The following is a 14,534-nucleotide window of genomic DNA, read 5'->3' as shown; positions in this document are numbered from 1 at the left end:
TGGAAAGAACAATGAGCGACACGATCGCCACGCTGCCCGTGGTCGTCGAATCCGACGGCCGGACACTGACCGAGCTGATCACCGCGCGCCGCGCCGAGCTGCGGGCCACAGTGGCCGAGCAGGGCGGGTTGTTGTTCCGCGGCTTCGACGTGGGCGGGGTGGACGGCTTCGACCGGGTGGTCCGGGCGCTTGCCGGTGAGCCGCTGACCTACACCGAGCGGTCCTCACCACGACACGCCATCAAGGGCCGGGTGTACACCTCGACCGACTACCCGCCGGACGAGGAGATCTTCCTGCACAACGAGAACTCGTACCAGGCGCGTTGGCCGTTGACGCTGTTCTTCTACTGCATCACCGCGCCGCAGACACTGGGCGCCACTCCGCTGGCCGACATCCGCCGGGTCTACCGGGAGATCGACCCCGCGGTACGCGAGGAGTTCGTCCGCCGCCGCTGGATGCTGGTGCGCAACTTCCACGGCGATTTCGGCGCGAGCTGGCAGCACGTGTTCGGCACCGACGACCGCGCCGAGGTCGAGGCGTACGCGGCGGCGAACCGGATCACGCTGGAGTGGGTGGGCCGTGACGGGCTGCGTACCCGTGCGGTCCGCGACGTCGTGCACCAGCGGCCCGGCTCGGACATCCCCCGCTGGTTCAACCACGCCACGTTCTTCCACGTGAGCAGCCTGGCCAAGGACCTCCAGGAGGGGCTGCTGGCCATGTTCGGCGCGGACGGGCTGCCGTCGAACACCTACTACGGCGACGGCGGCGAGATCCCCGCCGATGTCATGGACCACCTGCGCGCCGCCTACCGGGCCGCCAGCGTCCGCTTCGACTACCAGCGCGACGACGTGCTGGTGGTCGACAACATGACCGCCGCACACGGCCGGGAGCCGTTCACCGGCCCCCGCAAGATCGCCGTCGCGATGGCCGAACCGCACACCCCCGACACCGATGGAGCACTGTGATGGCCGAGCCCCGATTCCTGGTCGTGCGCAACGACGAGGAGCAGTACTCCATCTGGCCGGCCGGACGGGACCTACCGGCGGGCTGGTACGACGTGGGGTTCGCCGGCACCCGCGAGGAGTGCCTGGCGCACATCGACACCGTGTGGATCGACATGCGCCCCCGTTCGGTGCGGGAGTCGGCGTCATGACCCAGGAGTGGACCTTCCCGGCCTCCTTCGCCCAGGAGCGGGTGTGGACGGCCAACCAGCTCGACCCCGGTTCGCCGGTCTTCAACATCTCCGTGCCGTTCGGGTTTCCGGCCGGCGTCACCGCGACCCAGGTCGCCGAGGCGCTCACGCAGGTGATCGCCCGGCACGAGGCACTGCGCACCCACCTGCGGATGGCCGACGGGGTGCTGACGCAGGTCGTCCGGGCCGTCGAGCCGGTGGAGCTGCCGGAGCTGGACCTGACCGACCTGCCCGCCGACGAGCAGCAAGCCCGCGCCACCGACACGCTGGCCGAGCTGGCGCGGACGCCGATCCCGCTGGACGCCCCGCCACTGTGGCGGGCCCGGCTGGTCCGCTTCGCCGCCGACCGGCTCGGGTTGCAGTTCGTGGTGCACCACGCGGTCTTCGACAGCCACTCCGCGGTGCTCTTCGACGCCGAACTGGCCGCGTTCACGCGGGCCGCGCTGACCGGCGCGCCGGCCGACGTACCCGAGCTGCCCATCCAGTACGCGGACTTCGCCGTGTGGCAGCGCGACCAGCTCACCGACGACGAGCTGGACCGTCAGCTCGCCTTCTGGCGCGACAGCCTGGCCGGTGCGCCGACGGTGACCGGCCTGCCGCTGGACCGGCCGCGCCCCGCCCAGCTCGGCTTCGCCGGCGACGAGGTGCGCTTCGACCTTCCCGACGGGCTGCTGGACCGGGTCGGGCAGCTCGCCGCTGGCACGTCTGCGACTCCGTACATGGTGCTGTTGGCCACCTTCGCCGCGCTGCTGTCCCGCATCTCGGGCGACCCGCAGGTGGTGGTAGGTGTCTCCACCGCCGGCCGGGACGCCGCCGAGCTGGCCCCGTTGATCGGTATGTTCGTCAACCCGGTCGCGGTGTCCTGCGACCTGACCGGCGACCCGAGCGGCACCGAGCTGGTCGGCCGGGTCCGGGCCGGTCTGGTGGACGCGATGGAACATGGGCAGACGCCGTTCCAGCGGATCGTCGAGGCGGTCGCCGCCCACCGCGACCCGTCGGTGCAGCCGGTGTTCCAGACCGCACTGAACTTCATCCCGGACTCCGGCCTGGACGCGGTGGCGCTGGGCACCACCAAGGACGACCTGGCGTTCGACATAACGCGCGGCACCAGCCGCCTGGTCTACCGCACCGACCTGTTCGACCGGGCCACCGCCGAGACTGTCGTCGCCCGCTACCTGCGGTTGCTCACCGCCGTCGTCGCCGACCCGGCCACCAGGCTGTCGGCGCTGCCGTTGCTCGACGACGCCGAACGCGACCTGCTGCGCACGTGGGCCGGCACCGGTGGCGAGGTGGTGCCGACCACCGTGGTCGCCGAGGTGCAGCGGCAGGCCGCCGCCACCCCGGCGGCGGCCGCGCTGCTCTGCGACGGGATGGAGTTGAGCTACGCCGAGATGTCCGCCCGAGCCAACCGTTTGGCCCGGTTGCTGGTCGAGCGGGGTGCCGGCCCGGAGACCCGGGTCGCGTTGCTGCTGCCGCGATCGGTGGAGCTGCTGGTGGCGATCCTTGCGGTGCTCAAGGCCGGTGCGGCGTACCTGCCCGTGGACACCGACTACCCGGCGAACCGGATCGGCTACCTACTCACCGACGCGCAGCCGACGCTGGTGCTGGCCACCCCGCAGACGGCCGCGCTGGCCCCGGCCGACGCGCTGGTGCTCGACTCCACGACCGCCGCCGACCTCGACGACACCGACCTGCTCGATGACGACCGCCGGTCGCCGCTGCGCCCGGAGCACCCGGCGTACGTCCTCTACACCTCCGGCTCCACCGGCCGGCCCAAGGGTGTACTGGTGGAGCACCGCGCGGTCACCGCGTACCTGGCCTGGGCCCGGGACACCTACCCGGGGCTGGCCGGCACGACTCTGCTGCACTCGCCCGTCACGTTCGACCTGACAGTGACCGGGCTGCTCGGCCCGCTCACCGTCGGCGGCACGGTCCGGCTGGCGGGCATCGACACGCCGGCCGCTCGGGCTGGCGGGCCGCCCACCTTCCTCAAGGTCACCCCCAGCCATCTGCCGCTGCTCGACGACGCGCTGTCGCCCACCACCGACCTGGTGATCGGCGGGGAGGCGCTGACCGGTGATCAGTTGGCCGGCTGGCGGGCGGCGCACCCGGAGGTCGCCGTCATCAACGAGTACGGCCCGACCGAGGCGACCGTCGGGTGTGTCGCCGCGCGGATCGCGCCCGGGCAGTCGGTGCCCGCCGGGCCGGTGCCGATCGGTCAGGCCACCTGGACCACCCGGGTCCACCTGCTCGACGCGGCGTTGAATCCGGTGCCGCCCGGTGTGGTCGGCGAACTGTATATCGCCGGGGCGCAACTGGCCCGGGGCTACCTGCGCCGACCGGCCCTCACCGCCGAGCGGTTCCTGCCCTGTCCGTACGGGCCGCCGGGGGAGCGGATGTACCGCACCGGTGACCTGGCCCGCTGGCGAGCCGACGGGACGCTGGAGTACCTGGGCCGCCGCGACAACCAGGTCAAGGTCCGGGGGATGCGGATCGAGCTGGGCGAGATCGAGTCGGTGCTGCGCGCCCGCCCGGACGTGGACGCGGCAACGGTCGTGGTCCGCGCCGACGGTGGTGAGTCGACGCTGGTCGGCTACCTGGTCGGCCCGGTCGACACAGCGGCGCTCGCCGCCGACCTGGCCCTCGAGCTGCCCGCGCACATGGTGCCGAATGCATTCGTCGTGCTGGACGCGCTGCCGCTGACGCCGAACGGCAAGCTGGACGCCGCCGCGCTGCCGGCCCCGGCGGTCGCCACCACCGACGGGTTCCTCGCTCCCCGTACCGACGCCGAGGCCCTGGTCGCCGAGGTCTACGCCGACGTCCTCCAGGTGGAGAAGGTCGGCGTCCTCGACGACTTCTTCGCTCTCGGCGGCAACTCGCTACGCGGCATGCGGGCGATGGCCCGCATCCGCGCCGAGGTGGACGTGGAGTTGCCGATGCGAGCGCTGTTCAGCAGCCCGGTGGTGGCCGAACTGGCGGCCCAGATCGAACAGCAGATCGCCGCCGAGCTCGACGAGCTTTCCGAAACCGAGGTCGCCGCGCTGCTCGTGGCGGAGAAGGACACCCCCTCATGACGGACGTGAAGGACACGGCCCGCGATCCCGCCCGGCAGGCGCTGATCGCCCAACGGCTGCGCCGCCGGTCGGGCGGCGCGCCCACCGCGCGGATCACCCCCCGCCCGCCGGACGCCGAGGTGCCGCTCTCGTACGCCCAGGAGCGGGTCTGGTTCATGGACCAGCTCGCGCCCGGCGAGGCGGCGTACCACATCGCGGTGCCGCTGCGGGTTCGGGGCCCGCTCGATGTCGCGTCGCTGCGCCGCGCGTTGGCCGACCTGACCCGCCGGCACGAATCGCTGCGCACGCGGTTCCCGGCCGACCCCGATGGTCGGCCCACCGTGGTGCTCGACGACCTGGTCGAGGTGCCGCTGACAGTGGTCGACGCCGCCGACGAGGCCGCCGCGCAGGAGTTGATCGACCGGGCCGCCGCCGAGCCGTTCGACCTGGCCAACGGGCCACTGCTGCGCGCCCTGCTGATCCGGTTGACGGCGAGGGAGCACGTGCTGTTGCTCGGCCAGCACCACATCGTCGGTGACGGCTGGTCGGTGGACGTGCTGCTGCGTGACCTGATCAGCCGCTACCGTGACCGGGAGCTGCCCAGCCTACCGGTGCAGTACGGCGACTTCGCCGTCTGGGAGGCGCGGGAGCTGGCCGCCCCGGGCACCCGTCGGCACCTGGACTGGTGGAAGGACAGGCTCACCGGCATCACCCCGCTGGAACTGCCATTGGACCTGCCCCGTCCGGCGACCCAGACCTACCGGGGGGACTTCGTCGAGTTCACCGTTGACCGGGTCACCACCGAAGGGCTGGCCGCGCTGACGCGCTCCTACGGCGGGACCCTGTTCATGACGCTGCTCGCCGCGTACCAGGTGTTCCTGGCCCGGCACACCGGGCAGGACGACTTCGCGGTCGGCGCTTCGGTGGCCGGGCGGTCGGCACCCGAGCTGGAGAACGTGGTCGGCATGTTCGTCAACATGCTGCCGCTGCGCGCCGAGCTGGCCGGCGAACCGAGCTTCGCCGAGCTGCTCCAGCGGACCCGCAGGGCGGTGCTGGACGGGCTGGAGCACGCCGAGGTGCCCTTCGCCCGGGTGGTGCACGAGTTGGGGCTGCCGCGCGACGTCAGCCGCTCGCCGGTCTTCCAGGCGATGTTCGTGTTGCAGAACTACGAGATGGGCCGGTTCGCCGGGGTCGCCGACGACGCCGGGGTCGGCTTCGAGTGGCAACCGATGGAGTTGCGCGCCACCCGCTTCGACTTCGAGCTGCACGCGGTCGAGACCGGTGACGGCCTCTGGGGCAAGCTGGTCTTCAACACCGATCTGTTCACCAGGGACACCGTCGAGCGGATGGCGCACCGGCTGACCACCCTGCTGCGCGCGGTGGTCGCCACGCCGGACCTGCCGGTCTCCGCACTGGATCTGCTCGCGCCGGCCGAGCGGGAGCTGCTGGCCGGGTGGAACGACACCGCCGGCGACTTCCCCCGGCAGCAGACCCTGCACGCCCCGATCGAGGAGCGCGCCGCCCGTACACCGGATGCGGTCGCGTTGCGGTTCGCCGGCCGATCGACGACGTACGCCGAGCTGAACACGGCGGCGAATCGGGTGGCGCACCGGCTGCGCGCCGCCGGGGTGGGCCCGGAGACCCTGGTCGGGGTCTGCGCGGAACGCTCGGCGGAGCTGGTCGCGGGCCTGCTTGGAGTGCTCAAGGCCGGCGGCGCCTACCTGCCGCTCGACCCGGAGTACCCGCCGGACCGGCTGGCGTTCATGGTCACCGACGCCGCCGCGCCGGTGGTGCTGGTGCAGGGGCATCTGCGTGACGTGTTGCCCGCGACCGACGCCAGCGTGTTCGTCCTGGACGACGAGTCGGCCTGGGCCGACCAGCCGGCGAGTGACCCGACTCCGATGGGCGGCCCGGCCAACCTGGCGTACGTCATCTACACATCCGGCTCCACCGGCCGGCCCAAGGGCGTGCCGAACACCCATCGGGGCATTGTCAACCGCCTCGACTGGATGCAGCGCACCTACCGGCTCGGTGCCGATGACGCGGTGTTGCAGAAGACCCCGGCCAGCTTCGACGTGTCGGTGTGGGAGTTCTTCTGGCCGCTGCGTGAGGGCGCCCGGCTGGTGCTGGCCGAGCCGGGCGGTCACAAGGACGCCGGTTACCTGCGTGACCTGCTGGTCGCCGAGCGGGTCACCACCGCCCACTTCGTACCGTCGATGTTGACGGTCTTCCTCGCCGAGGACGGCGTCGAGGCGGCCACCGCGCTGCGCCGGGTGATCTGCAGCGGTGAGGAGTTGCCGCTCGCCGCGGCCCGGGACTTCACCGCCCGACTGCCCGGCTGCGGCCTGCACAACCTGTACGGCCCGACGGAGGCGGCGATCGACGTCACCGCGTGGGCGTGCGATCCGGCGCTGCTGGCCGGGCTGACCAGCGTGCCGATCGGCGCGCCGATCAGCAACCTGCGCCTGCACGTCCTGGACGCCCGGGGCAACCCGTGCCCGGTCGGTGTCGCCGGTGAGCTGCACATCGGCGGGGTCGGGCTGGCGCGTGGCTACCACCGCCGGCCGGCGCTGACCGCCGAGCGGTTCGTGCCGGACCCGTTCGCCGCCGAGCCGGGAGCCCGGCTGTACCGCACCGGTGACCTGGCCCGCTGGCGGGTCGCGACCGGCGGCCAGCCCGGCGGGGTGCTGGAGTTCCTCGGGCGGATCGACCACCAGGTCAAGCTGCGCGGCCTGCGCATCGAGCTGGGCGAGATCGAGAGCGCGTTGCGCGCCCAGCCCGGCGTGACCGAGGCCGTCGTGCTGGTCCGTGAGGACACCCCCGGCGACAAGCGCCTCACCGGGTACGTGGTCGGCGCGGCCGAGCACGACGCGTTGAAGGTGGCGCTGAAGGAGACCCTGCCCGAGTACATGGTGCCGGCGGCGTTCGTCACCCTGGACGTGTTCCCGCTGACCCCGAACGGCAAGCTGGACCGTCGGGCGTTGCCCGCGCCGGTGGTCACCCGCGCCGAGTCGGTGGCGCTCGTCGAGCCGCGCGACGACACCGAGCGGATGCTCGCCGGGATCTGGTCCGACATCCTCGGCGTGGACGCCCTCGGCATCGACGACGACTTCTTCGACCTGGGTGGGCACTCGATGCTCGCGACTCAGGTGGTGGCGCGGATCCGCAAGGCCGAGCACGGCGGCCGGCCGGTCGGCGTGATGGATCTGTTCCAGCAGCGGACCATCCGCGACCTGGCCGCCTTCATGTCCGGTGACGGCGCTGGCGACGGCCCTCGTCGGCTGCTCTACGAGCTGACGAAACCGATCCCGGCGGCGCAGCGGGTGATCACGTACGTCTGCGTGCCGTACGGCGGTGGCAGCGCGATCGTCTACCAGCCGCTCGCGGACGCGTTGCCGGCCGGGCACGCGCTCTGGTCCCTGGCCATCCCCGGGCACGACGTGGGGCTCACCGAGGCCGCGCTGTCGTTCGACGAGCTGACCACCCGGGTCGCCGAGGAGATCCTGGAACGTGTCGAGGGCCCCCTCGCGCTGTACGGGCACTGTGGGGTTGGCAGTGCGATCGTCGCCGAGGTGGCCCGCAAGGTGGAGGCCGCCGGCAGGGAACTGACGGCCCTCTACATCGGTGCGATGTTCCCGTTCGCCCGGCCGAAGGGCCTGTTCGCGGCGGTGCGTACCCGGCTCGAGAAGTTGCGCAGCAACCGGCACTACGCGAGCTGGCTCAAGTCGATGGGGGTCGACACCAACGAACTGGACCCGGAGCAGGCCGATCGAATCATCAGCAACATGCGGGCCGACTCCCGAGCCTCGGAGGAGTACTTCACCGACCTGCTCGACCGGCGTGCGGTGAAGCTGCGCGCCCCGATCATCTCGGTGGTCGGCTCGGAGGACCCGGTCACGGACTACCACACCGAGCGCTACGCCGAGTGGCAGTTCCTCAGCGACCGGCTGGGGCTGGTGGTGCTGGATCAAGCGGGGCACTTCTTCCTCAAGTATCGGGCGCAGGAGTTGGCCGAGATCGTCACCCAGGTGCATCCGGCGCTGGTCGACGGTGACGTGTCCGCGTTGACGACGCGGGCCCGCGGTGAGGACGCCGCGTGGGTGGTGGCCGACGCCCGGGGCGTGGACGCCGTCACCACCCCGGCGCAGCCGGTGGTCCAACCGAGCATGGCCCGGTTCGTGGCGGTGACCGTCGGGCAGTTGGTCTCCACCACGGGCTCGGCCCTGACCGCGTTCGCCCTGCCGATCTGGCTGTTCACCCGTACCGGCTCGGTAGCCAACCTGGGTCTGCTCTGGGCGCTGGCGCTGATCTGCGGGGTGCTGATGCTGCCGGTCGCCGGGGCGATCACCGACCGGGTCAGCCGGCGAAAGATCATGATGATCGCCAGTTGCAGCGCCGGCACGATCCAACTGGTGCTCGCCGCGCTGCTCTGGACCGGCAACCTCGCGCTCTGGCACATCTACGTTCTGGTGGCGCTGAGTCAGGTGGCTGCGTCGTTCCAGCGCATCGCGTTCCAGTCGGCGGTGCCGCAACTGGTGCCCAAACGCTACCTGGGGCACGCGATGGGCATCACCCAACTCTCCAACGGCTTCGCCCTGCTGCTGATGCCGGTCTTCGCCGCGGGCCTGCTCGCCACCATCGACCTCAGGGGCATCCTGCTGCTGGACGTGGCCAGCTACCTGGTCGCGGTGGTCACCCTGGCCGTGGTCCGCTTTCCCGACCTGCTCGGCTGGCGGCCCAAGGAGCGGCTGCTCGTGGCGATCGTCAACGGCCTGCGCTATTCGTGGCGACACCGCGGCTTCCGTCTGATGCTGGGATACTTCGCGTTGGGCAACATCTTCCTGGCCCCGGCCCTGGTGCTCGTCACCCCGCTGGTGCTGTCCTTCGGCAGCGCCACGCAGGTGGCCCAGGTGGCCCTCGCCGAGGCGCTCGGCGCGGTTGCCGGTGGCGTGCTCATGGCGCTGTGGGGCGGCCCCCGCCACCGGCGCATGGTCGGTGTGCTGATCGGTAACCTCGGCACCGCGCTCGGCTGCATCCTCGTCGGTTTGGACGCGTCGGTCGTGATGATCGGCGTCGGGGCCTTCTGGTTGGCCATGTCGATGACCACCGCGCAGTCCATCTACGCCACCATCGTCCAGGTCAAGGTGCCGCAGCGCTTCCATGGCCGCGTGTTCAGCCTCAACCAGACCATCTCCTGGTCGACACTGCCGATCGGTTTTGCGTTGCTCGCTCCGGCGGCCACCGGCCTGTTCGAGCCGATGCTCGCCCCCGACGGGGTGCTCGCCGGGTCGGTGGGCGCGGTGATCGGCACCGGGGAGGGTCGGGGCATCGGCTTCGCGTACGTCTGCTTCGGTGCGGCGCTGATCCTGATCACGCTGGGCGGTTTCTCGATCCGGCTGCTGCGCCGCTTCGACCTGGAGGTGCCGGACTCGCTGCCCGACGACCTGATCGGCGCCCAGGAGCGGGAACGCCGGCTCGCGGCCCGCGCCGCGCAGCGCGAGGAGGAGCAGGTGCCGGCAGAAGGCTGAGTGGAACTTCCCACGGAGGCGGCGACATGTCACAGCTCCGGGTTCAGCTCGCTGTCGACCTCGACCAGACGGCTGGTGAGCGCAGCGGCTTTCCGGTCGAGGTCGGCGACGGCTCCGCTCAGCACCGGTCGGAAACGCTCGACCCGGCGTTCGGCGAGGCGCCCGAGGGCGGCCGGGAAGCCCTCCCCGGCGCTGAACAGCGGAGAATCCTCGCCCAGGACGGCCAGCTCACGGGCCGCCGGGAGACCACCGCCGGCCGCGAGCGCGGCCACGATGTCGACAACGATCGTGTACGCGTCCTCGCGGGACACCGCGCCGGCCGCGAGAGCGGCGGCCACTGTCGTGCCGGTCAGCCGCCGCTCGATGGTGACGACTCGACCTCCCACCGATTCCACCTGCGTGATCCGCGGTACCTGGAACGGCAGCGGCTTCGCGGTCAGGGCGTCGTAGAACGCTGCGGCCCGGCGGGACGATTCCACCGAACCGGCGAACCAGATCTTCGCCACCCGCGAGTCGTCGACCTCGTAGACCGCGCCGTCCATGCCCTCGCCCAGCAGCTTCGGGGTGGTCGTGCCGATCCACTGCCGGAGCACCCCCGCCACCTGGTCCTCCGCGAGGTGACTCATGCCTCGGGCACGTCCTCGGGCTCGGCGACCCAGGCGGAGAAGACCGGCACCCCGTGCCACGGGCCGGTGGCGCCGTCGGTCTCGGCGTCGGTGGCGACGGCCACCACCGCGTACGGGTGGCCGAAGCGCAGCTCGGCGGTGCGGGCCACTCCCTCCGGCGGCATGCTGGTGATCCCGGCCATGCCGGTCACCGCGGCCGCCTCGAAGCCGTACCTGTCGAACCGGGCCACCGCCGTCTGCCGTGCCTCGAAGCGCTCCACCGGCAGCGCCAGCGCCTTCGCGAGCAAGTCCACTGCGGCGGCGAAGCCGAGCGCCGGGGCGGTCAGCTCATGGTCGTTGCGAGCGGACCAGCAGGGGAGGACGGCGGTGTGCCGCTCTTCGCGGCCATCGCGGGCCCAGGTGTGTACCCGTTCCTCGGTCAGCATCCACAGCGGAGTCTCACCGAGCGGCAGGTCGAACAGCGAGCGGCTGCCCGCCGGTTGCGCGCCGTCGGCCACGCCGGCGCTCAGGTCGTACGCAATGGCCAGCACGTCGGCCGGTGGCACGTGCGGCGCGGCGGCCACCGAGAGGACGACCAGCCCCGCGCTGTCGGTCGTCTGGGCGGGTGCGGCGTGCACGATCACGTCACCGGCCCGCGCCGTGGACACGATGGCGCAGCGGTGGCCCTCGCTCGGGCTGCGTAGTGCCCGCCGTAGTTGGCCGGCCCACGGGCTGTCGACGCCGAGCGCGCGTGCGTCGGCGACGTCGAACGGGGTCGCCCAGGACACCCGGGTGGCCAACGCGCTGGCCAGGATGAACGCCACGTCCCAGTCGACCTTCAGGGGAAAGGTCTCGATCAGGCCGAGGGTGTGCTCGCGCGCCCAGGCGTCCAACCCGGCCTGATCGGGCAGTGCGCCGACCTCGGTCGTGCTGGGCAGCGCGGCCCGCCACGCCGCCGGTCGGTCGTCGCCCTGCCCCGTTCGGTGCCAGAGCGCGGTGGCGGACCCGACCAGCGGGTGCGGCGCGTCCAATAGTGTTCGGGCCACCTCGGCCGCGCTCGGCAGGTCGGTGCCCAGCGCCTGCGCAAGCTGCGCGGCGGCTTGGTCCGCCACGGCCGGATCGCCGTCGGCCGTCGTGGCAGTGACCGCGAGCAGCAGCCAGGCGCCGAGCGGGGACGCGACGTGGTGTCCGTCGCCGGCCGTGGCGTGCAGCCGCGCGGCGTACGCGGAGAGCGGCCCGTGCAGATCGGTCCTCATGTCCCCACTCTGCCCGCCGGCCCGGCTCATGACCACAGCTCGAACGGCTCGTCGATCTCCGTGCCGGCGAGGAACGGGGTGATCAGCCGGGGGAGCTGCCCGGGGTAGAACCGTTCCCGACTGGCGACCACCGCCGGCAACGGCCACCAGCGGAAGCCGAAGTAGTCCTCCCGCTCGTAGTCGAGCCGGTGCGCCTCGTCCACGTCCGGGCCGGGGCCGGTCAGCCGTACGGCGACGACGACCTCGTCCTGGACGTGCCGCAACTGGCGGTGCAGGAAGCTCGCCCGCCGCCGCCAGTTCGGCGCACCAACCTCGTCGGCGGTGATCACCATGCCGGTCTCCTCCCGCAGCTCCCGCACCGCCGTGTCGCGATAGGTCTCACCGGGATCCATGCCACCGCCCGGCAGCTCCCACCAGGTGCCCAGCCGGGCGTGGTCCGGGTCGCGGGTGTGGAACAGCAACACCCGGTCGGTGCCGTCGGTGACCACCACCCGCACCGCGCGTCGCTCCAGGATCGGCAGGTCACGGGGAAGCTCGTTCATCGGGCCAGTCTGTCGTACCGTCCGCTTCGGCGGCGGGTAGGCTGCCCGCCGTGGCTGGTCTGTTGAGGAATGTCGCGGCGCGTATCTCTCGGGTCGGTGCGGTGATCCCGTCGCCCCGGCGTACCGGGCCGGCGCCCGCGCAGGTGGCCCGCCGCCGTCAGGTGAGCGCCTTGCAGCGTCGGGAGTTGACCTACGCTCCGGAGCGGGACGGTCAGGCCGACCCGGGTGAGATCGTCTGGACGTGGGTGCCGTACGAGGACGACCCCCGGCAAGGCAAGGACCGGCCGGTGCTGGTCGTCGGGCGGCACAGCCGGACCCTGTTCGGGCTGATGCTGTCGAGCCAGAGCGAGCGGGACGGGCAGCGGCACTGGTTCGCGCTCGGGCCGGGCGAGTGGGACCGCGACAACCGGCCGAGCTGGGTCCGGCTGGACCGGGTGCTCACCATGCGCGAGGACAGCATCCGCCGGGAGGGCGCCGTGTTGGATCGTCCCCGGTTCGACCGTGTCGGGCAGGCGTTGCGCGCCGGCTACGGCTGGCGCTGAGGTCTATTCGCGGCTCGGGCCCACCGCGGCACTCTTCGCGTCCGGCGGCGGGTACGGCTGGTCGGCGAGGAGTCGGGCCAGGTGCGCGGAGTTGAGCGCCAGGGCCTTCGTGGTGCGGCCGGTGGTGTCGGGCTTGGGGCCGGCGTCGCGGTAGTCCACGGTCTGCAGTGCCTCACCGACCCAGTAGGTAGCGGCGGCGGCGGCGATGGTGAACCCGACCTCGTTGAGCGCCTGCTGCACCTCGCCGATGGTGTGGTGGGCGCCGTCCTCGTTGCCGACCACTGCGACACCGGCCACCTTGCCGTAGGTGAGGAGCCGGCCCTCGGCGTCGGTCTCGGAGAGTTCGGCGTCGAGGCGTTCGAGGACCATCTTGCAGACGCTGGAGGGCTGGCCGAGCCAGATCGGCGTGGCGATGATCAGCACCTGGGCCGCCATCAACTTGGCGCGGATCGCCGGCCAACCGTCGCCGTCGCCCTCGTCCGTGGACACCCCGAAACGCACGTCGTGATCGACGACGCGGATCATCTCGCCCTCCACGCCCTGCGCGGCCAGTTCGGCGAGCACCTCCCGACCGAGCTGCTCGGCGCTCGACGGCGTCGGTGACGGCTTGAGGGTGCAGTTGAGTACGAGGGCGCTGATGGTCGCCACGTCGGTTCCTCCCGGCGGTCGTGATTCGGGTACCGACTTCCCATACCCGGATAGGACGTCTCAGAACGCCCCGGCGACCGGCAAAACCGCTGGGTCGGCGGCGGGTGCGCTGGCATGGTGTCCGCATGGTGCAGGACGTCGCACTGGCCGAACAGGTGCGGACGGGCTTCGGCCTGCGCCTGTCCACGATGGAGCCGGTCACCTCCGGCGCGGACCAGCACGCCCGACTGTGGCTGGCTCAGACCGCCGACGGCGCTCGGTACGCGGTCAAGCTGAGCGGTAGCGGCACCCCGGCAGGCCTGGCCGTGACGGCGTACCTGGCCGAACAGGGGGTGCCGGGCGTCGCAGCGCCGCTGCGGGCCGACGACGGACGGCTGTCGCTCGACCACGACGGCCGCCGCCTCTCGGTGGTGCCGTGGGTCTCCGACCAGCGGGCGCTCGACGGCCCGATGACCGGCGCGCACTGGCGTGCGTACGGCGAGGTGCTGGCCGCCGTGCACGAGGTGCCGGTGAGCGACGAGCTGAGCCGGCTGCTGCCGGCGGGCGGCGCCGCGTACCCCTCGATCGTGACCGCGACCCGCGCGATGGCCGCGCGGCTGCGCGACCCGGACCCGGCCGACCTCGTGGACCCGCTGGTGGCGGAGCTGGCGGGGGTGTGGTCTGCGGTGGCCGACCGGCTGGGGGTGCTGATTCGCGAGGTCGAGCGACGCGCCGTCGACCAGCGCGACAGGCCCGGCTCGAATGTCGTCTGCCACGGCGACCCGCACCTGGGCAACCTGCTGCTCGGCGCGCACGGGCGGGTCTGGTTGATCGACTGGGACGACGCTGTGCTCGCCCCGCCCGAGTGCGACCTCATGTTCGTCCTCGGTGGGGTGCTCGCCTTCGCGCCGATCACTGCCGAGCAGCAGCAGGCGGTGCTCGCCGGTTACGGCAGGACCGACGTCGACCCGGTGCGCCTGGCCTGGTTCCTCGCGGTCCGCGCGCTGGACGACCTCAGCGACTGGACCCGTCAGGCCGTGGACCTCGACGCCGAGGCGGCCGACCGGGATCGGGCGGCGCGGATCGTGCGAGGGCTGGTGTCACCGATGGGTCTGGTCACCCTCGCCGACGCGGCGTTGCACGACAGTGACCGGCGGCTGTGAGCGGCGATCACGCCGTCTACCTGGGA

The 14,534-nt window shown here is 72.3% G+C and carries 10 protein-coding genes; 6 read left to right on the top strand and 4 right to left on the bottom strand.

Translation table 11 applies throughout. The features are described from left to right. Window positions 1-11 precede the first annotated feature (11 nt). The 4 genes from OG598_RS13700 to OG598_RS13685 are packed head-to-tail and all read left to right on the top strand — an operon-like array spanning window position 12 to window position 9,773. A complete protein-coding gene (locus OG598_RS13700; protein WP_328654789.1) occupies window positions 12-965 on the top strand; it encodes a TauD/TfdA family dioxygenase in 954 nt (317 codons plus the stop codon). Beyond that, a complete protein-coding gene (locus tag OG598_RS13695) occupies window positions 965-1,153 on the top strand; it encodes an MbtH family protein (RefSeq protein ID WP_196922636.1) in 189 nt (62 codons plus the stop codon). The genes OG598_RS13700 and OG598_RS13695 overlap by 1 nt, the downstream gene beginning before the upstream one ends. Further along, on the top strand, window positions 1,150-4,266 hold the full coding sequence (locus OG598_RS13690; RefSeq protein WP_328654788.1) for a non-ribosomal peptide synthetase: 3,117 nt from the start codon (window positions 1,150-1,152) through the stop codon (window positions 4,264-4,266). Before OG598_RS13695 ends, OG598_RS13690 begins: the two co-directional genes overlap by 4 nt. Further along, window positions 4,263-9,773 carry a non-ribosomal peptide synthetase/MFS transporter gene (locus OG598_RS13685; protein ID WP_328654787.1) on the top strand — a complete coding sequence of 1,837 codons (5,511 nt, stop codon included), beginning with the start codon at window positions 4,263-4,265 and terminating at the stop codon, window positions 9,771-9,773. The genes OG598_RS13690 and OG598_RS13685 overlap by 4 nt, the downstream gene beginning before the upstream one ends. A 29-nt stretch (window positions 9,774-9,802) precedes the next feature. Here OG598_RS13685 and OG598_RS13680 read toward each other — a convergent pair whose 3' ends face one another. Genes OG598_RS13680 through OG598_RS13670 form a run of 3 tightly spaced genes read right to left on the bottom strand, consistent with a single transcriptional unit; the run spans window position 9,803 to window position 12,176 of the window. Next, window positions 9,803-10,399: a hypothetical protein gene (locus OG598_RS13680; protein WP_328654786.1), complete on the bottom strand. Its 597-nt coding sequence runs from the start codon at window positions 10,397-10,399 to the stop codon at window positions 9,803-9,805. Continuing rightward, window positions 10,396-11,634: a hypothetical protein gene (locus tag OG598_RS13675; RefSeq protein WP_328654785.1), complete on the bottom strand. Its 1,239-nt coding sequence runs from the start codon at window positions 11,632-11,634 to the stop codon at window positions 10,396-10,398. The genes OG598_RS13680 and OG598_RS13675 overlap by 4 nt, the downstream gene beginning before the upstream one ends. A 26-nt stretch (window positions 11,635-11,660) precedes the next feature. After that, window positions 11,661-12,176, bottom strand: a complete 516-nt coding sequence (locus OG598_RS13670) for an NUDIX hydrolase (protein ID WP_328654784.1) — start codon at window positions 12,174-12,176, stop codon at window positions 11,661-11,663. Window positions 12,177-12,226: 50 nt separating this feature from the next. Here OG598_RS13670 and OG598_RS13665 point away from each other — a divergent pair, with 50 nt between their 5' ends. After that, window positions 12,227-12,718, top strand: a complete 492-nt coding sequence (locus OG598_RS13665; RefSeq protein WP_030336385.1) for a type II toxin-antitoxin system PemK/MazF family toxin — start codon at window positions 12,227-12,229, stop codon at window positions 12,716-12,718. A 3-nt stretch (window positions 12,719-12,721) separates the two neighbouring features. Here the strand turns inward: OG598_RS13665 and OG598_RS13660 are convergent, their stop codons facing one another. Continuing rightward, complete coding sequence (locus OG598_RS13660) at window positions 12,722-13,366, bottom strand: flavodoxin family protein (protein ID WP_328654783.1); 645 nt, start codon at window positions 13,364-13,366, stop codon at window positions 12,722-12,724. 125 nt (window positions 13,367-13,491) lie between these two features. On the opposite strand from OG598_RS13660, the gene OG598_RS13655 reads away from it, so the two are divergent. Continuing rightward, window positions 13,492-14,508 (top strand): phosphotransferase enzyme family protein, encoded by a 1,017-nt coding sequence (locus OG598_RS13655; protein ID WP_328654782.1) that lies wholly within the window; start codon window positions 13,492-13,494, stop codon window positions 14,506-14,508. Window positions 14,509-14,534 lie beyond the last annotated feature (26 nt).

Source organism: Micromonospora sp. NBC_00330 (assembly GCF_036136635.1).
GTDB classification, from domain to species: domain Bacteria; phylum Actinomycetota; class Actinomycetes; order Mycobacteriales; family Micromonosporaceae; genus Micromonospora; species Micromonospora salmantinae.
This window is presented reverse-complemented; position numbering and strand designations above follow the sequence as displayed.